At 44.8% G+C, this 19,043-nt stretch carries 13 protein-coding genes and 1 tRNA gene; 8 read left to right on the top strand and 6 right to left on the bottom strand.

Annotated elements, in window-relative coordinates:
- The first annotated feature begins 19 nt into the window (after positions 1 to 19).
- Positions 20 to 1,666 (top strand): site-specific DNA-methyltransferase, encoded by a 1,647-nt coding sequence (locus QT979_RS04270; protein WP_333308347.1) that lies wholly within the window; start codon positions 20 to 22, stop codon positions 1,664 to 1,666.
- Entirely contained in the window at positions 1,656 to 4,364 is a 2,709-nt protein-coding gene (locus QT979_RS04265; RefSeq protein ID WP_333308345.1) for a DEAD/DEAH box helicase family protein, read from the top strand. The genes QT979_RS04270 and QT979_RS04265 overlap by 11 nt, the downstream gene beginning before the upstream one ends.
- Before the next feature lie 49 nt (positions 4,365 to 4,413).
- Here QT979_RS04265 and QT979_RS04260 read toward each other — a convergent pair whose 3' ends face one another.
- The 5 genes from QT979_RS04260 to QT979_RS04240 all read right to left on the bottom strand — a co-directional run bounded on the left by QT979_RS04260 (position 4,414) and on the right by QT979_RS04240 (position 11,339).
- Complete coding sequence (locus QT979_RS04260; RefSeq protein ID WP_333236718.1) at positions 4,414 to 4,809, bottom strand: ACP S-malonyltransferase; 396 nt, start codon at positions 4,807 to 4,809, stop codon at positions 4,414 to 4,416.
- On the bottom strand, positions 4,806 to 5,180 hold the full coding sequence (locus QT979_RS04255; RefSeq protein WP_333145425.1) for a DUF433 domain-containing protein: 375 nt from the start codon (positions 5,178 to 5,180) through the stop codon (positions 4,806 to 4,808). Before QT979_RS04255 ends, QT979_RS04260 begins: the two co-directional genes overlap by 4 nt.
- A 100-nt stretch (positions 5,181 to 5,280) precedes the next feature.
- Positions 5,281 to 6,474 (bottom strand): glutathione S-transferase family protein, encoded by a 1,194-nt coding sequence (locus QT979_RS04250; protein ID WP_333308343.1) that lies wholly within the window; start codon positions 6,472 to 6,474, stop codon positions 5,281 to 5,283.
- Between the two features lie 235 nt (positions 6,475 to 6,709).
- Positions 6,710 to 7,591 (bottom strand): tetratricopeptide repeat protein, encoded by an 882-nt coding sequence (locus QT979_RS04245; protein WP_445304751.1) that lies wholly within the window; start codon positions 7,589 to 7,591, stop codon positions 6,710 to 6,712.
- Between the two features lie 487 nt (positions 7,592 to 8,078).
- Positions 8,079 to 11,339: an ATP-binding protein gene (locus QT979_RS04240; protein WP_333308339.1), complete on the bottom strand. Its 3,261-nt coding sequence runs from the start codon at positions 11,337 to 11,339 to the stop codon at positions 8,079 to 8,081.
- Positions 11,340 to 11,735: 396 nt separating this feature from the next.
- Between QT979_RS04240 and QT979_RS04235 the strand changes: the two genes are divergently transcribed.
- The 6 genes from QT979_RS04235 to QT979_RS04210 all read left to right on the top strand — a co-directional run bounded on the left by QT979_RS04235 (position 11,736) and on the right by QT979_RS04210 (position 18,585).
- Positions 11,736 to 12,671: a circadian clock protein KaiA gene (locus tag QT979_RS04235; RefSeq protein ID WP_333208980.1), complete on the top strand. Its 936-nt coding sequence runs from the start codon at positions 11,736 to 11,738 to the stop codon at positions 12,669 to 12,671.
- A gap of 188 nt (positions 12,672 to 12,859) precedes the next feature.
- Entirely contained in the window at positions 12,860 to 13,174 is a 315-nt protein-coding gene (gene kaiB, locus QT979_RS04230; protein WP_006632119.1) for a circadian clock protein KaiB, read from the top strand.
- Positions 13,175 to 13,519: 345 nt separating this feature from the next.
- Positions 13,520 to 15,082, top strand: coding sequence for a circadian clock protein KaiC (kaiC, locus tag QT979_RS04225; RefSeq protein ID WP_333068315.1), 1,563 nt, complete (start codon positions 13,520 to 13,522; stop codon positions 15,080 to 15,082).
- A 421-nt stretch (positions 15,083 to 15,503) separates the two neighbouring features.
- Positions 15,504 to 15,965, top strand: a complete 462-nt coding sequence (locus QT979_RS04220; protein WP_333308438.1) for an EAL domain-containing protein — start codon at positions 15,504 to 15,506, stop codon at positions 15,963 to 15,965.
- 182 nt (positions 15,966 to 16,147) lie between these two features.
- Entirely contained in the window at positions 16,148 to 16,963 is an 816-nt protein-coding gene (locus tag QT979_RS04215; protein WP_333308336.1) for an alpha/beta hydrolase, read from the top strand.
- A 5-nt stretch (positions 16,964 to 16,968) separates the two neighbouring features.
- Positions 16,969 to 18,585 carry a diguanylate cyclase domain-containing protein gene (locus QT979_RS04210; protein WP_333169579.1) on the top strand — a complete coding sequence of 539 codons (1,617 nt, stop codon included), beginning with the start codon at positions 16,969 to 16,971 and terminating at the stop codon, positions 18,583 to 18,585.
- Positions 18,586 to 18,887: 302 nt separating this feature from the next.
- Here QT979_RS04210 and QT979_RS04205 read toward each other — a convergent pair.
- Positions 18,888 to 18,960 (bottom strand) — tRNA-Arg (locus QT979_RS04205).
- Positions 18,961 to 19,043 lie beyond the last annotated feature (83 nt).

Genomic DNA, 19,043 nt, shown 5'->3' with positions numbered 1-19,043 from the left:
TGTGAGATAGATATTAATTATGACTAAGAAGCAGAGACTAGAATTAACCTGGATTGGTAAGGATATTCGCCCCAAGCTGGAGCCGCGAATTTTGCTGGAAGATCCAGAAATATCTTATCATGCTGCTCATCAGGTGAGGAAAAATGATATTTTTGATAATCGCTTAATTTTTGGGGATAATTTGTTGGCTCTCAAGGCTTTGGAGTCTGAGTTTGCAGGAAAAGTTAAGTGTGTTTTTATCGATCCGCCATATAATACAGGCTCAGCTTTTGAACATTATGATGATGGCGTGGAACATTCGATCTGGCTTGGTTTAATGCGTGATCGTTTAGAGATTATTCGACGTTTATTATCAGAAGATGGATCGCTGTGGATCACAATTGATGATAATGAAGCGCATTATTTAAAAGTGATGTGTGATGAAATTTTTGGGCGTTCCAACTTTGTTGCTAATGTAATTTGGCAAAAAAAATATGCGGTTGCGAATGATCACAAGACGATAGCTCCTATGCACGATCATTTATTGGTTTTTAGAAAGTCAGACCAGTGGGAACGAAATCTTTTGCCGCGTAGCGAAGATAAAGATCGACAGTATCGCTATCAGGACAAGCAGGGGATTTTCCGAATCAGCGATTATACCTGTAATAAAAGTATTGAAGAACGACCTAATCTTTACTATCCTATAATTCAACCTCATACTGGGGAAGAAATTTTTCCAAGTCGTACAAGAGTTTGGGCTTATTCTCAAGAAAAACACACAGAACATATTCAAGATGATTTAGTTTACTGGGGAAAGGATGGACTCTCTAAAACTCCTTCCTTCAAACGTTATATACATAAACTTAAAAATCAGGGTATTGTACCCCAAACATTTTGGAGCCATGAGTTTGCTGGTCATACAGATGCGGCTCGGAAAGAAATTCGTGAATTGTTGAACACATCTTCTTTAGTAGATGACTTTATCACACCAAAACCTGAACAACTAATACACCGAGTTTTTCAAATTGCTACTAATCAAGGGGATCTAGTTCTTGATTCCTTCGCAGGTTCAGGAACAACAGGCGCAGTCGCGCAGAAAATGGGAAGACGCTGGATCATGATTGAACTCGGCGAACATTGTCATACTCATATCATTCCCCGACTCAAAAAAGTAATTGATGGCGAAGATCGAGGGGGAATTACTAAAGCATTTAACTGGAAAGGTGGCGGTGGGTTTCGTTACTATCGTCTTGCACCATCCCTACTCGAAAAAGACAAATGGGGTAATTGGGTGATCAACAAAACCTATAACGCCGCCATGCTTGCCGAAGCACTCTGCAAAATCGAAGGTTTCACCTACGCACCCTCAGACACCTTCTATTGGCAACATGGCTACTCCACCGAAAGCGACTTTATCTATGTCACCACCCAAAATTTTAGTCACGAACAACTATCTAAACTTGCAGATGAAGTAGGACAAGAGCGCACCCTACTTGTTTTATGTACCGCCTTTCGAGGCCAAACCGACATATTCCCAAACCTCACCGTTAAAAAAATTCCTAAACAAATCCTTTCACGGTGTGAATGGGGACATGATGATTACAGCCTCAAAATTGAAAACTTGCCAAAAGCTCCCCCAAAGTTCGGACAACTAACACTATTTGACATGGATACCTATGATAAATAAACTGGTTAATAATATTTCTAATCGTCTCAGTCTGCGCCATCCCCAGCGCCAATCTTTAGAAATTCTTGATCGCATTTGTGAACTCTTCTCCCTCCCAGACATCACAGATACAGAAACAATTTTAGTCGCCCTCAAAAAAGAATTCCCAACGTTGACTAACTTCGAGCGCGAATTCCCCTCTCTATGTTTCGCCCTAGCCACAGGTGTTGGCAAAACTCGACTCATGGGCGCATTTATCAGTTACTTATACCTAGAACATAAGATTAAAAACTTTTTGATCCTTGCCCCAAACCTAACCATTTATAATAAACTAATTACCGACTTTACGCCCAAGACCTCAAAGTATGTATTTACGGGTATCTCTGAATTTGCGATCGATGTGCCAGAAATCATTACGGGAGATAATTACGAAAAGTCATCCATCATCACTGATTTTGCCTCTTGCAGAATCAATATCTTCAATATCTCAAAAATCAACTCCGAAGTACGCGGCGGTAAAAGCCCTAAAATTAAACGACTATCCGAATATATTGGCGAAAGCTATTTTGATTACCTGTCTCAATTAAAAGACCTCGTAATTCTAATGGATGAATCGCACCGATATCGCGCATCAGCAGGAGTTCGCGCTATTAACGAATTAAAACCATTAATGGGGCTAGAACTTACCGCCACACCCTTTGTAGAAACCAATAAAGGTTCAGTAGCATTCAAAAATGTCATCTATGACTATCCCCTCGGATGTGCCATAACGGATGGATTTGTTAAAGATCCTGCCGTCGTCACCCGCAAAGATTTTAACCCTAGGGCAATGTCACCAGAGGCGATCGAGCGTCTTAAACTAGAAGACGGCATCTATCTCCATGAAAATATTAAAGCTGAATTAGAAACCTATGCTATTCAAACTGGAAAACAAATTGTTAAACCCTTTCTGTTAGTGATTGCCCGTGACACTACCCACGCCTCAAAACTCATGGAACTCATTCAATCTGATGAGTTTTCCGAAGGAAATTATAAACATAAAGTTATTCAAGTTGATTCTAGTAAAACGGGCGCTCAAGAAGATGAAATGGTAGAGCGATTGCTCAAAGTAGAACATACCGATGAACCTACTGAAATTGTAATTCATGTGAATATGCTCAAAGAAGGTTGGGATGTCACCAACCTCTATACAATTGTCCCTCTGAGAGCCGCAAATTCTAAAATCCTGATCGAGCAATCTATTGGACGGGGCTTGCGTTTGCCCTATGGAATGCGTACAGGTGTAGAAATTGTCGATCGCCTAAATATCGTCGCCCATGACAAGTTTCAAGAAATTGTCGATGAAGCAAAGCGCCCAGAATCCCAAATCCGCCTGAAACAAATTATCCTCACAGATGAAGACTTACAGCAAAAGACACAAACAGTAATTTCGCGATCGCAATTAGCCCAAAATCTAGGACTTCACCCCGAACAACCCATTAATTTACCTGATAATTTACGTGAAACAGAACCCCAAAATATTCAACAATCCCTATTTCAATCACCTATAGAACAAAAGATTGCACAGCTTACATACCAAGAAATCCTAAAGCTTGAAAGCCGCCCCGAAGAAGTCCCAACCACCGCCCATCTCGCATCCCCAAAAGTTCAGGGAAGGGTGCGCGAAGCCGTAGCTAGAGAATATCAACCCGCACAAATGGAACTTGAAGGTGTAATAGCACCTCCAGATATTGAAGCGATCGTTGCGAAAACAACGAATTTAGTTATCCAGCAAACCATCAATATTCCTAAGATTCTTGTTATTCCTAAAGGGCAAGTGCGATCTGGTTTCAGGTCTTTTGCCCTAGATGTCACAGGCTTAAATTATCCCGTTCCCTCCCAAGAAGAATTACATATTCAATCGCTAACAACGAATAAAGTTGAATTCATGGGAATTATCAAAGAAAACTTTGAAGAATCACGGCTAGAAAACTATATTGTCAAAAACTTAGTCAACTTCGATGATATTTCCTATGACGAACACGCTGATTTACTCTATGACCTTGCGGGTCAAGTTCTCAGTCATTTTATGACCTACTTATCCAAAGAAGATACACACAAAGTTTTACGCTTTTACCAACGGGAAATTGCCAATTTTGTCCATAGCGAAATGCAGCCAAATTTCTGGGAAGAAACAACAGGTTATAAAGTCGAAATCAGTAAAGGTTTTACAGCATTAAAAGATAGCGCCTACACTACAAACGCTAAGAATTGTCTTGATTATCAATCTTCGCCACGAGACAAAAGCAATATGTCCAAATATCTGTTTACAGGCTTCTCCAAATGCCTCTATCGAGAACAGAAATTTGAATCGGAAGCAGAAAGAATACTAGCACTGATTTTAGAACGGGATGCAATCAAATGGTTTAAACCCGCAAAAGGACAATTTCAGCTTTATTACAAATGGCATGGAGACTATCCAGAATATCAACCAGATTTTGTTGCTGAAACAGAAGAAGTTATCTATATGCTGGAACCAAAAGCTCGAAATGAAATTGACAATCCTCAAGTGCTTGCTAAGAAAGATGTCGCAGTTCAATGGTGTCAATATGCTTCGGACTATATGCTAAAGCACGGTGGCAAACCTTGGAAATATGTCTTAATTCCCCATGATGAGATCAAAGAAAATATGACACTCCAAAAACTAAGCGATCGCTATACCGCCACTACTAAGGGTTAATTTCAGGGGCGATCGGGAGCGAAAGTCACTAGCCAGATGCTGGCTCACCTTACGGAACAAAAAGACGACCAACGCCCATCCAGGTTTCGATATCCAGCAAGATTTCCAGAATACGGTCAACACAACGATTTCGATAGACTCGATCGGCTAAAAATCGATCGGCATCTCCAATCGTAATCACAGGAAGGGAATCCACTGTATTTTCTTCTCGGATCACCTGTTCCAGGGAGTCTTCACCCTTCATGCTGCGGTTGGCAGTAAGCAAAATCATCTGATTTGCCTGAGCAAGTCGCCAAACAACTCGATCGTTACTGTCGATCGACAAATTCATCTGCTTGAAAGTGACAACCCGAATTGGGAGTAGATTTAACCAGCCTTGACTCGCAATATTTCCTAATAAAATCTCTGCATGACCTCCGAGATTGCGATCGATGAGAAAATTCATGCTTCTAGTTCGTGTTTGGCTTTCTGCTCTTGAAGTTTTGCCCAAAGAGCCTCTCGACCGGGTTTGGGTGGCATCGCTGCAACGCGGGCTGAATGTTCGCGATTGCGTTCTTCCCAGTAATGCTGAATTTCCTTAGCTTGCCTTAAAACAATTTGATATTCTGCTTCGACTTCTGCACGATTTGCCTCAATGTAGGATAAAGCCACGTTAATCTGCTCCTCTGTTAAGTCAAACAAGGAACGGATAAACTTCGGGGGATATTGAGCCGTCAGGTAGTCCATCACATCATAGAGAGTGATGCGCGTACCTGAAATTGTCAGTCCGCGCTCTGTACGAATAATAATTGGTTGGTTGTTGGATACTGAAACCATACCCATAGCCTCTGAAACCGCTTAGGAAATAATCCGATCGTACCTTACAAATTGGTAATGTCGTGTTTGTAGAAACCTTTGAGCAAATCTACCAGACTATCTACACAAAATTAGCCGGATCTTGATCTCGCCGATGCTTCAGCAGAATCGGAGAACCTTGACCATCACCCACCAAAGCCGCCGTTTCCTCCAACGCTTCCCTCAATCGCTTAGCCGCGTAGATCGACATATCGCGGGGCACATTCACCCGATCGCGCAAATACCGCAAAGCCGCATCAGAACCAGCCGGCGGCGTACAAACTTCGCCAGTCATCATCAAAGTTAAAGCACAACGCAAAGCCTCATCAAATAAGTTGTCATCAGCAGGATTGACTCGAACGATATTGCGGTGGTGCTTAATGACGCGGTGAAGTGCTTCAGCGCGGGAGGTTTCCGGTTCTGGATACATCACATCCGGCAGTCCAGCCCAAGGCCCATTATCCACGCGGGCTTTATTGAGTAGCATCTGAGGTTCGCCGTTTTCATAACACCCGCCCATCTGAGGCGGTAAATCGTGGACGTGGGTGTGAAAATCGCTCTGAGTGCCCCGATAGGTAGGGCGGGTTTCCATCGCCGCAAACCAGTCAGCAAAGCGCGGGTTTTCTTCCCGCATCGAGTAGCCTTTGTAGTAGTAAAGACTGGCATTCATCCGTTCGACGTAGGGCGTAAAGATGACATCTGCAGTGCCAAATTCATCGAGGAAATAAGGCCCCGGAGTGCTGCCGAGAGCCTTTTCTACCTGGGCGACGACGCTGATAAATTGGTTGCGGTTGTGCTGTTCTACTTTCGCTGAACTTGCTGGGTAGCACAGCCAAGAGCACCAGGCCCTAAACAGCAGTCGCTCTAACCGCCGCATGGGTATTACTGCCGGGTTTTCCATGCCCAAACCCAAGGGGCCATAGACTCGTTCGAGGGCGATTAAGATATCATCGCTTTCGGTGATGATGCGGCCGTCTAGTTCGATCGCCGGTAGCATTCCCGATGGCACTTTGCGCTTGTACCAGCTTTCCTTTTCCCCATAGCAGAACATGGTAACTTTGTCAATACGGTAGGGGATTTGTTTTTCTTCTAACCACAACCAGATTTTTTGGCAGTAGGGACACCAAGCATGGTTATCGCGGTACAGAGTGACTCGCACATCGGATTCGGTTTTACCGAATAGGCGCAAGCGGGCTTGGGCGTTGGTGGGACCGTTTGTGCGATCGACTTCAAAGTCTGTGAGGGCTTCTAATTCTGTCCAGCTTAGGGGGGTCATGCGATTTTAGATTTTAGATTTTAGATTTTCGATTGGAGAATGGAAGACAGCGACTGCTTCCTGGCAATAATAGAACTTACGCACCAACTCTATCTGTAGGGTGGGCTGTGCGCGCACCTTACCCCTACCGATAGCGCATTCAACTATTTTTTGGTCTTAGTCGTGAATAAGATAGTTGGTTCTCAGTTAAAAAAAGCTTTGAGGACTGAAGTCCTCACTACAAACTTAACTACAATTAAGGCGACATTTGGGGAGGGGGTGGGGCGTCTTGAATTTTAGCCAGTGCTGCTTTCATTTCGGGAGTGGCTAGCAACTTTTGCGTATCTGCGATTAAACGATCGCCCCAGAGGTTTTCTTTGAGATATTCTACGGTAGCATAACGTTTGTCGAGTTTCAGAGCTGCTTCTCCCATCGCTAAGCCTTTTTCTTTGTCACCTTTGGTGTAGAATGCTACTGCTAGAGCTAGCATTGCTTCGGCGGCTTTGTCGTCGATCACGATCGCTTCTTGCCAGCGTTTGATGGCGCTATCAACATCTCCCATTTCGTATTTGACTAATCCGATATTGTTGACAGCAGGCCAAAGATTTTTTTCTAAAGCAAAGGCTTTTTCGTATTGGGCGATCGCCTGATCAAACCGCTTCAGCTTATAAAAAGCATTACCTAAATCAAATAATGCACCTGGAGTGTCTGGTTTGAGTTTTAATCCTGCTTGCAAATATTCAACTGCTTTCTCGTAGTTCGCTTTCCGAAAGTAAGCTTCTCCCAAGACAAATTTAATTGATGGATTTTCTGGCGACAGAGATTGAGCTTGCCCCAAAGCTTCAATGCCTTTGTCAAACTGTTCGACTTGAAGGTACAAGCTACCTAACAAAGTCCAAGTTTGAGCATTTTTGGGGGCTAACTGTGTGGCGAGTTCGGCTCTAGGTACCGCTAGTTGGTACTGCTGGAGTCTGGCTAGCTGGACGGCTTCTTCTGCAAGGCTCAAGGCCGTTTGTTCGAGTTGGGCCGAGTCGATTTGCAGGGTGTAAGGCAGGAGTGCCTGTGCCACAGCAGGCTGGGGCATTGCCCCCAAACCGAGTGCGAGTAGCAGAGATATTAAAGGAATGCGATTAGGCACTGTACAGCCCCAGAAAAAAATATAAGGGTTTCTCGATCGCCTATAATAACTCATATTTTTGAGTTTTGATATTGCTTCTTGACTCGCAACACTTTTGGGTTTTCATTTAAATATAGTAATCCTAAATGATTCAGATAAATTTGTAGGGGTATGCTAATAGTGCCTACCCCCTATCTATCGGGCAACCACGGGAGGATTGCCCCTACAATAATTATGCAAATGAATGATTTAGGATTGCTATACTTGTCAAATTATATTTACACTCAGGGTAGTCGTTTTTATTCACTGTTTTATAAACCACTGATCACCTCACTACAAATACGCAAAATGATGAGTTATTATAAACTTGACTGACTTGATAAATAACGCTTGGCGGTTGACAGTTAAATAGTTGCCCACTTGTGCTTTTCCTCATAAATAATAGTTAATTTTTACAGGTTGAGAAACGAGTTACTTCCTCACTAAAAACCTGGGAAATTCTTCATTTTTAGGAACTTGAATGAGTTAATAAACTCTGTTGAATTTTGTCTAACAATTGTGCTGCTGATAAGGAAGAAGGCAAAATTTTGGCAGATACTTCTTGCAGTAGAAAGTCGATCGCCTCGGATTCCGAATTTACAGCAGATCGATAATCCCAAACTAAAATTGGCAATTTTACTGCCATTTGGCGCAAGTTCGATAGCGCCTGCAGCATCGCAGTTGATTCTGAGGGCGCATCTCGCAAGCACAGCAAAACTAAGTCAACGCTTTGATATTGCAACTGCTGCAAAACTTCTGTCCAGCAGGGAGCGATCGACCCTCGAAATCCTGCGGTTTGGATGTACTGAATCAAAGCTTGAAGGTTGGGAGTAAAAAACTGGGAATTGGGGAGGGGAATCTCGGCATTTGTCGATCGATCGCAATGTTCCAATTCTCCCGTCGGGTTCCCCCCAGAAGAGGAGTGCAAATCGGGTAAAGTCGAAATGTCGGCAAATAAAATGCTGGGTTTCCAACTCATGCCCGCAGCAACTTGAATCACTTGCCACAAAGCACTTGGTACCAAACCGGTTGGTGAAGTTTCACTGTCGTCGGGACTGCGGGTAGCCAAACAGGGAAATACCGACAATCCTTTGACTTGATTTGCCAGTTGCGTAGTGGTGGGGTCTAAAGTCACTAACGGGAGAGAACCCAAATTTCGAGACCGACTTAACTGTTCGATAAAAGCTAAGGGGTTTTGCAGTTGACTTGTACCATCCAAGACGATCGCATCGGGCCGCCAAATTCTGGCCACGAGTTCTGCTTGGCCGAGGTCGTCTGCTTCTAAAACCCGGCAGTAGTTGGGGTTGAGCAGTAAAGCGGAACCTTGAGACGAACTGTTTTGCGGGCTGAGCCACAAAACGGTTAAAGAACTCCTTACTTTGGGGCTACTAGAATTACTGTGGCCGATCAAGTCTGCCAGCAGCCGCCGCAAAGCGGGTTCTTCCACCGGCAAGGTCAAAAAGCCTTCAGCTCTGTTGACACTAGCCCGTTCTTTCTCCCCTCTGGTGGCTGTGACGATCGCCGGAATCGATCGGGTATCCGGGTCACTCTTGAGCAGCGTCAGCACGTCCCAACCCGACAGCAGCGGCAGCAGCGGGTTGAGGAAAATCGCTTCGGGACTGAACCTGCGAGCTTTTTCTAGCGCTTCGGTGCCGGAACGGGCGACTATTACTTGGTAGCCCAAACCTGAGATGACGTTGGTTAAATCTTCGATATATTTGGGAACTGCTTCGACTATTAATACTAAACGAGAGCGAGAATTGGCGGTCAGAGTCGGATATTGGGGTTGTAATAATTCTTCCTCAACGGCTCCCGATGCGGGGACTTCTTCACTGCTGTTTCCCGGAGGATTTGGTGGCAGCAGCAGGGTAAATTGAGAGCCTTGGTTTTCTGAGGAAATAAACGAAACGTCCCCGCCGTGGAGCCGAGCTAGGCGTTGAGTCAGTACCAGTCCCAGTCCGGTTCCTTGAAAGCGGCGGGTGAGGGGGCTTTCTAGCTGTTGGAATTTCTGAAAGATCAGATGCTGTTTGTCGGCGGGGATGCCGATGCCAGTGTCCCAAACTTTGAATGCGATCCAGCCTTCCCAAACATTTACTTTCAGTCCGATTTTGCCGCCGAGTTCGGTGAATTTTAGGGCGTTGGAAAGGAGGTTGACGAGCATTTGCCGCAGTCGCAGTTCGTCGGCAATTAATTGGCTCAGTCCCGGTTCTATTTCGAGTGTAAATTCTATTTGGGCGGAGGGTTCTGCGTTTGCTGTGCCATCAGTTTTGCTTGGTTCGGGTGGTTTTTTTTCTTCTTGCTGTTGCAGTTGTTTTGCTTGTTCAAACGCTCTTTGGCAGGTTGATTCTATTTCGACTGCTTCGGGAATTAGTTCTAGCTGCCCGGTTTCCATCCGGGTCAAGTCTAATATATCGTTAACTATTGTCATCAAATGCCGCCCGCTTTTATGAATTAGTTTGGCGTAGCGTGTTTGGCGATCGTTGAGTTCTCCGATCAATTTATCTTTGAGGAGGCTGGACAAACCGAGGACGGCGGTGAGTGGCGTTTTTAGTTCGTGGCTGATGCAGGATAAAAATTCGTCTTTGAGTCGGTTGAGGTGGATTAAATCTGCGTTTTTCGCTGCTAGTTCTTTGGCGACTAAATGTTCTTCGGTGACATCTTGTCCCATTACTAAAATTAGCTTGTCTGAGAGCGGCTGTTTGACAAATTGCCAGATCCGTTCTTGACCTTTTTGTACGGGGCACTCGCAAATGTAGGTGTCTGGTTTGCCGGCCATGGGACACCAAGCTGGAGCGGTTAATGTTGAGGGGGAAGCAGCAGCGTACAGGGGCAGCGGACAACTGGTGGCTGCGGTTGAATCACGCGCGGCGAAGCTATCCCGCAGGGAATCGCCCGATCTACTTGCTCCTACTAGGCTCCTGCAGTCGGTGGTGATGCCCTCTAACTGCACGCTCTTGTATTCGCTTGTTAAATGGCTTGGTTTGCGGGGCGAGTGTTTACCCAAATTTGCTGCTGGTTCTGGAACTGGTTCTGGGCCAGCTCCCAGCAAAATCCGCCACGCTGCGTTTTGGCTGACTATTTGTGCGGTGGGGGTTTGCAATCTCAGGGGCAGGGGTAGTTTTTCCAGTAGTTCGACTAGGGAGTTCAGGTTTTCCGAAGGTTTCAATCCTGCTTCTAGAAAGCGCACTTGAGCGTCTAGGACCGTGGCGATGGCTTCGGAAATTGGTTTTTTTAATTCGATTTCTTTGACTGCTGTTCCCTGCTCTGTGAGGCTGCAGAGCGAGCTGCTGTTGAGTGCGGCGAATTGCAGCAGGCTCAGGTTGTCTAGCATTCCTAAGAATTGACCACTGGCATCTGTGAGGGCGATCGGAGTTTTGGGGGGGGTGTCGGCGGTTTGGCGGTTTGGCCGGGCTGGGGTGTTCTGTTCCTCTGTTTGCAGGTACTCCCAGAATTCGCTGACGCTCATAGCGGCGGGTAATACCCTGACTGGTTCGATCGCGATCGAGCTTTCTGACAAAGGTTGCTGCCCGTCGTTTGTGCGATCGGCTCCCCAAGCCCAAAGGCTGCGGAGGTACACTAATCCCAGCGGCTGTAGCTGTTCGTTGACTACTGCAACTCGATCGCAGTTGCAGGATCTGAAAATTGACTGCAGCGATGCTAGCACACCCGTTTGGCGGCACAGCGGCACTGGCTCGATAAAATTTTTGAGACTGGGGGTGGTGAGTGGCATAACAAACCTGAGAGTCTGCTCACGAGAGCAGTAATATTTTTGATGCTCAATGTAGCTGCGAATTTCTGTATCTTATTAGTTTTATATCAGTTCGCTATCAGGCTCCGTATCTGCACCGACACCGGGGAGTTCGATGCCTACGCCTGATTTGAGGCGACTAGCAATTATTTTAAGGCTTAAGCTTAATTGCAGAAATCACGCTCAGGGTGCTTGACACAAAAACCACGGAGTACACTTTGATTCTTCTTCCGGTAGAAGCGCATCACTTATTTTGCGGTTAAGATTGGTTAAAATAAATGTTGAGATGATTGTTAAAATGTTAAGTTTTTTGTAAAGGAGATATCAACTCTGAGCGATCCAGCACTTTCAGGCAACTTAGGTGGTGCACCTACAGCTTTGCTTCCTCAACTTTCTATCGGTATTTTTGTCCGCTCTGAGGAAATTGCAGCCTCTGCGATCGAGCTTTTGAGAGGCGAGCGCTATACTTTAATGCACATTAAGTCGGCAGTGGAGCTTTTGGGGTTCCTTAAGCACAATTATCACCTTGATTGTTTGGTTTTGGAGGTGGATGGGGATCTGCGATCGCTTCTGGGCAAGCTGCAAGAACGATCGATCTTTTTGCCTGCTGTGATTTTTTCGCCTCACGCGCAGGTAGATGGCAAGGCCGAAGCACCATTTTCAGATGGTTTTGAGGCGGCAGCCAGTACCGCCAACCAGAGTCGAGACGAAAGCTGTGCTTTTTTTTATCACCCTGCTGAGGTGCAACTGGCAATCGCTCGATCAAGTGAAATAGCTGCCGGTATCGATCGGGCGATCGCACAATTTCTGAAACTTTCAACTCCGGTTCCTGTCAATTACCAATCCGTAACGGTAGATGCGACAGCCCAATTGACTGCTCAAAGTTTGCTCAGCCGACAGCAGCGGCGGCTGGCGGAAAAATTACGGGAGCGATTAGGATACTTAGGTGTGTATTATAAAAGAAATTCCCAGATTTTTTTGAAAAATCTGTCGGGACCAGAGAAGCAAAAGTTTTTGGAGCAACTCAAGTCAAGTTATCGCGACATCGTTTTGAATTATTTTTCTCAAGATGCTGCGGTCAACAATCAAATAGATGAATTTGTGAATTTGGCTTTTTTTGCTGACGTTCCTGTGACTCAAGTTGTAGAAATTCACATGGAATTGATGGACGAGTTTGCTAAACAGCTAAAAATAGAAGGGCGCAGTGAGGAAATATTGCTTGATTACCGTTTGACCCTGATTGACGCGATCGCTCATATGTGCGAGATGTATCGGCGATCGATTCCGAAAGAAACCTCTCAAGGTAGAATGTAGAAGGGATTCGGCATAATTTAAGAAACAAAAGGTAGAAGGTAGAATCTAACAAAAAAGAAAGGAGCCGAGCAACGGCCGCGCGAGGGCGAGGCGGAAATTATTATAAAATAACAAAGAACAGCGGATTTAAGACAAATAACAACTACAACTAACATCTGACAACTAATACTCAACATTTAAAAAAGTTCATGAGTCCTCTGAAGAAAACCTACGTTCTGAAGCTGTACGTTGCGGGGAATACTCCCAACTCAGTGCGAGCTTTGAAAACCCTAAAGGACATCCTAGAACAAGAATTTCAAGGCGTCTACGCGCTGAAAGTCATAGATGTTCTCAAAAATCCTCAGCTAGCAGAAGAGGACAAAATATTGGCAACCCCGACGCTGGCAAAAATCCTGCCGCCGCCGGTGCGAAAAATTATTGGCGATTTGTCCGATCGTGAGAAAGTTCTGATAGGATTAGATTTGCTCTATGAAGAACTTCGCGAAGAAGACCTCAATTCATAAGATAATCAAGTGAGAGTCTGTCGATTTTAGATTTGAGACTTCGGTTTGGCGTGAAACGTTTGGCGAGCGCTAAGTCGAAGCATCGAGTCGCGCTTAGTCGAACGATTTTAGGTTTTAGATTTACTCAACAGATGAACCGGGGAGGTTGAACAAAAGTCTAAAATTTTCATCTTTCCACGACAGAAGTACGTGGCACGGTATCGGTTTTTGAGCGGGGTTATTAGTCACCAGTCAGCAGTCATTAGTTATTGAGCAAGAGCCAAAACTAAAAGCTGGGTACAAAGACTCATGATCGGCGGTTAATGAGTGACAACTAAAGAATACTGAGAGTTGACAAAAATCGACATGAATGAAATTAGTCAAACGGTTAAACGAGAAGGATTGGTAACGGCAGGAGTTGAAAAAATTCGCACGATGATTGAGGGTTTCGATGACATCAGTCACGGCGGAATGCCGCTCGGCAGAACCACCCTAGTCAGCGGCACATCAGGAACGGGAAAAACTTTATTTGCCGTACAATTTCTCTATAATGGAATTACCCATTTTGACGAAGCTGGAGTGTTCGTAACTTTTGAAGAATCTCCCACAGATATTATTAAAAATGCTTGCAGTTTCGGTTGGGATCTGGCACAGTTAATCGAGGAAGGCAAGCTATTTATTTTGGACGCTTCCCCCGATCCGGAAGGTCAAGATATCGTAGGAAATTTTGATTTATCAGCCTTAATCGAGCGAATTCAGTACGCCATTCGTAAGTACAAAGCCAAGCGGGTTTCAATAGATTCTGTTACCGCCGTATTTCAGCAGTACGACGCCGCATCGGTGGTGCGCCGAGAAATTTTTCGCTTAGTTGCGCGCCTCAAACAAGTCGGAGCAACTACAGTTATGACGACGGAACGGGTGGAAGAATACGGCCCGGTGGCTCGGTTTGGAGTGGAAGAGTTTGTGTCGGATAATGTGGTGATTGTTCGCAACGTATTGGAAGGAGAACGTCGCCGCCGCACCATCGAAATTTTGAAGTTGCGCGGTACAACTCACATGAAGGGTGAATATCCTTTTACTATGACTAATGACGGAATTAATATTTTCCCATTGGGGGCGATGCGATTAACTCAAAAGTCTTCAAACGTGCGGGTTTCTTCAGGTGATAAAACTCTCGATGAGATGTGCGGTGGCGGCTTCTTCAAAGACTCGATTATTTTGGCTACGGGTGCAACGGGAACCGGCAAAACTCTGTTGGTGAGCAAGTTCTTGCAGAATGCTTGTATGAACGGCAATCGGGCGCTGCTGTTTGCGTATGAAGAGTCGCGCGCTCAGTTGTTCCGCAATGCTTATTCTTGGGGCATTGATTTTGAGGAAATGGAACAGAAAGGAATGCTAAAGCTGCTGTGTACTTACCCGGAATCTGCCGGTTTGGAAGACCACTTGCAGACTATTAAATCAGAAATTGCTGAGTTCAAACCTTCTCGAATTGCTATAGACTCGCTGTCTGCCTTAGCTAGGGGTGTCAGCAATAATGCTTTCAGGCAATTTGTGATCGGAGTGACAGGTTTTGCGAAGCAGGAAGAAATAACCGGCTTTTTTACGAATACAAGCGACCAGTTTATGGGTTCTAATTCGATTACCGACTCCCATATTTCTACGATTACTGACACGATTATTATGCTGCAGTATGTAGAGATTCGAGGAGAAATGTCGCGGGCAATTAATGTGTTTAAGATGCGCGGTTCGTGGCATGACAAAGGAATTCGGGAATACACAATTACTGAAAGAGGCCCACAAATTAAAGATTCGTTCCGTGGTTACGAACGGATTATCAGCGGTTCTCCGACTCGGATTACTATTAATGAGAAGAGTGAGCTATCGCGGATTCTCCAGGGTGTGCAAGGTCAAGACGATGAGGATATTTGAGAGTTGGCAGTAATTCATCGTTGTTAAAAGTAAGTTGGGTTGAGCTAGGAAACCCAACTTTTTTAATTTTTTAATTTGAGGAGTTTGGGAAGATTGATAGCAACCGCGACAATGTTTTACAGGTTCTTAATTGCGGAAATAGGAGTTCTTATTGCCTCTATAACCCAATACCTATAGTTTTTACACAGCAACAATAACTTTGGCCAAATCCAATACCCTGGCGATCGTAAATCTCTTGAATTGTGCTTGGAAAGCAAATACTTGCTGTATGATCAAACTCAGCTCGATTGGTAAACAGGTAACCTTGCTGGTGTTAAAGTTATACTAGGAGTGTATTCTCCTGAACTAGGTTGGATTCATCGCCATCGATGTATTCCCATTGCCGAAAAAACTGGATTGATTTTGCCCGAAGAGCAAATGGATTTTAGAGCAAGCTTGGCAATATCAGCAGTGGCTAGCAGCAGGACTAATTCTGCCTAATATCGCGGTGAATCTGTCGGCACGTCAACTCAGCCAACCGACTTTCATCGCTAAGAGCGATCGCATCCTTGAGCGCACCCAGATGAAGCCGAAATATCTAGGGCTAGAGATTACCGAAACGACAATGATGCTTAATTTTGACATTACATACAATGTTTTAAGCCAATTATCAAAGCGTGGTATTGGGATTTTAGTGGATGATTTTGGACCTGACTATGCTGCTTTTAACAAGTTGAAAAATTTTCTGATGAAGTCGCTCAAAATTGATCTTTCACTTGTCCGCGATTTAGCCAGCCTTCCGAGCGTTCGAGCGCGGAATTCACAAACCCATAGTTGTAATCCCAGATGGCTTAAATCGAGCACAATTGCCGAAGGAATGGAAACCCCAGCGCAATGGGAATAGTTACAAGCTAGCGCCTAGGAAATTCGGCTGCATTATATGTTGAGGAAGACGGCTATTGCTGAGTTTGCAATTCAATTAATCCGATATCCTGAATTGTTGTCCACCACTATGTGGGATCATCAATCCTCCCTCATAAAAGCGCGCCAAAGTCTTATAATTAATTTAATGCTCGTGTCGATCAAATGACTAAAAATTTTTTCTTACGGAATAATATAAAAGTGTTTGGACAAGGCACCCAGACGATGATGTTTGCTCATGGATTTGGGTGCGATCAAAATATGTGGCGTTTCGTAACACCGGCTTTCGAGAAAGACTACAAAATCATCCTATTTGATTATGTAGGTTCGGGACAGTCTGATATTAGTGCCTACAGTTATGAACGGTACAGCGACCTCAATGGCTATGTTCAGGATGTCCTCGATATTTGTAAAGAATTGGCGTTGACGGATGTGATTTTTGTCGGTCATTCGGTCAGCAGTATGATCGGCCTTCTGTCCTCAATTCAAGCTCCTAATTACTTTAATCGCCTGATTTTCGTAGGGCCTTCACCCTGCTACATCAATGATTTACCAAATTATTACGGAGGGTTTGAGCGCAAAGATATTGAGGATCTCCTCGATATCATGGAGAAAAATTACATTGGTTGGGCAAGCTTTCTGGCGCCAATGGTGATGCAGAATCAGGATCGTCCTGAGTTAAGTGAGGAACTTGAGACAAGTTTTTGCTCTACCGATCCGGTGATTGCAAGTCGCTTTGCCGAGGTAACTTTTTACTCTGACAATCGCAGTGATTTACCCAAGGTATCAGTACCTTCACTGATATTGCAATGCGCTGATGACGTGATTGCTCCCACCGAGGTAGGGGATTACCTTCAGCGCCACCTACCTAAAAGTACGCTACGGCTGATGAAAGCTACGGGACATTGCCCGCACCTGAGTCATCCACAAGAGACGATCGAGATGATGAAGGAGTATTTGAGTGTACCTCATACTACCTGATTTGTATGGCAAACATGACCTACCAGATAGACGAGCTACTCAACACGTCACCCTGTGGATTCCTCTCGTTTGCTGACGATGGTACGATCGTAATGGTCAACGCCACATTACTGCAATTACTCGGATACGAAACCGATGAACTGCGGGAACGCAAAATGGACTCCATTCTGTCAATGGCCAGCCGGATTTTTTTTCAAACCCATTTCTTCCCCCTGTTGAAGCTCGACGGTAAAGTAGAGGAAATTTACTTCTCATTAAGGTCAAAGCAGGGTAGTGATATACCTATGCTGATCAACGCTGTGCGTCGGGAGAAGGGGGGAAGCTTCGTCAACAATTGCATCTTGATCTGTATCCGCCAGCGTATCCTATACGAAGGTGAAATTATTAAAGCCAAAAAAGCAGCAGAGGCAGCTATTCTCGCCCAAAAGCAAGCGGAAATTGCTCTGCGGCAACAGTACGACAAGGCTATATTACTTCAAGAGATTACTCAACACATCCGTCAATCTCTTGATTTGTCTACAATTTTTGAGATTGCTTCGCAGGAGATTCGCCTGTTTCTGGATGCCGAGCGCGTTGGCATATTTAAGTTCGATCCTGACAGTAAATTTGGATATGGTGAGTTTGTTTCAGAATCCGTAGGCGAAGGATGTAAATTGGTAAGCCGAAATCAATTTAACGACCCGTGTGGTGGTGAACAAGGTCCTGATTCATATAAAGAATGGAGAATGCAGGTAGTTGAAGATATCAATAAGATTGACCTTCAACACTGTTGCCGCGCTCTTTGGAAACAATTTCCGGTTCGGGCTAATTTAGTTGCGCCGTTGCTCAATGGACAAGATTTGTGGGGGTTGTTATGTATTCATCAATGTTCTGCTCCTCGGCAATGGGAAGAATTTGAAGTTGACCTTGTTAAACAAATTGCTAATCAGTTAGCGATCGCCATTAAGCAAGCGGATATTTTTCAGAAGTTACAGAAGGAATTGGCAGAAAGGCAGCAGGCCCAAGCGCGCATGAGAGAAATTAATCAGCAACTGGCACTCTCTAACGAAGAACTAGCCCGCGCTACTCACCTCTTAGAACAAGTGGTAAATATTGATGGGTTAACTCAAATTGCTAATCGCCGCTGTTTTAATGACCGCTTAGAGCATGAATGGCAGCGGCTATACCGGGAACAAAAACCTATTTCTCTTTTGTTGTTTGATGTGGATTATTTCAAACGTTATAATGATTGCTACGGTCATCAAATGGGGGATGATTGTCTGTTCAAACTTGCTCAGACTGTGCAAGAGGTGGTGTACCGTCCAGCGGATTTGGTGGCGCGTTACGGCGGAGAAGAATTTGCCATCATTTTGCCTAATACTGATCTTGAAGGAGCGAGTTCGGTGGCCCAACGGATTCACGCTGCTATTCAAGCTTTACATATTCCTCACAAAACCTCTGATGTGAGCGATGTAGTTACTATTAGTATGGGTATCGCCAACTTGATTCCGATTTCGGAACTATCATCGGTTGACTTAATTGCGATCGCCGATCGTTCACTGTACCGTGCTAAGGAACAGGGGCGGAATCAGTCCGCGATAGGCGACTACAGGGGCGATTCGATTTTTGACACTGGCGCTTAAATCACAATAATTGAGACCGAGGGTAAAAATTTGTCCCCGGTCTCTCAAAATCAGTCATTTTATAAATTTAAATAAGTACGGAGCTATTTGAAAACTCCGCTCCGACCGTCGCAGAATTTCCAGAGCCAGCCGACCTGCTCAACCAGTTGAAAGCCAGACGTCAAAAGTCCGGCGCAAACTTGGCAGATATGGAGGGGGTTTTGGAGATACTTGGAACAGATGGGAGCGAAATTTGAGCGGAAAATAGGAGTATCGGTAATACAATTAACCTGAAACCCTTACTCCACAAAATAAATATAAAATGAGCACGGAGGGATTTGAACCCCCGACCCTCAGGACCGGAACCTGATGCTCTATCCACTGAGCTACGTGCCCTCGACTTTTTAGAGTATAACACGTCTTGCGGAAAATGGCGAGTGCCGATCGCAAATTTCCTGGCAGGCCTCCAAACCGCTTGA

The organism is Microcoleus sp. w2-18bC1, from assembly GCF_036700365.1.
GTDB lineage: Bacteria > Cyanobacteriota > Cyanobacteriia > Cyanobacteriales > Microcoleaceae > Microcoleus.
This window is presented reverse-complemented; position numbering and strand designations above follow the sequence as displayed.

Excerpts from the sequence above, each read along its gene's own strand:
- QT979_RS04255 (WP_333145425.1), bottom strand. The coding sequence starts at position 5,180 with ATGGTTTCAGTATCCAACAACCAACCAATTATTATTCGTACAGAGCGC.
- QT979_RS04265 (WP_333308345.1), top strand. The coding sequence starts at position 1,656 with ATGATAAATAAACTGGTTAATAATATTTCTAATCGTCTCAGTCTGCGC.
- kaiC (WP_333068315.1), top strand. The coding sequence starts at position 13,520 with ATGAATGAAATTAGTCAAACGGTTAAACGAGAAGGATTGGTAACGGCA.
- QT979_RS04215 (WP_333308336.1), top strand. The coding sequence starts at position 16,148 with ATGACTAAAAATTTTTTCTTACGGAATAATATAAAAGTGTTTGGACAA.
- QT979_RS04210 (WP_333169579.1), top strand. The coding sequence starts at position 16,969 with ATGGCAAACATGACCTACCAGATAGACGAGCTACTCAACACGTCACCC.
- kaiB (WP_006632119.1), top strand. The coding sequence starts at position 12,860 with ATGAGTCCTCTGAAGAAAACCTACGTTCTGAAGCTGTACGTTGCGGGG.
- QT979_RS04250 (WP_333308343.1), bottom strand. The coding sequence starts at position 6,474 with ATGACCCCCCTAAGCTGGACAGAATTAGAAGCCCTCACAGACTTTGAA.
- QT979_RS04240 (WP_333308339.1), bottom strand. The coding sequence starts at position 11,339 with ATGCCACTCACCACCCCCAGTCTCAAAAATTTTATCGAGCCAGTGCCG.
- QT979_RS04270 (WP_333308347.1), top strand. The coding sequence starts at position 20 with ATGACTAAGAAGCAGAGACTAGAATTAACCTGGATTGGTAAGGATATT.
- QT979_RS04260 (WP_333236718.1), bottom strand. The coding sequence starts at position 4,809 with ATGAATTTTCTCATCGATCGCAATCTCGGAGGTCATGCAGAGATTTTA.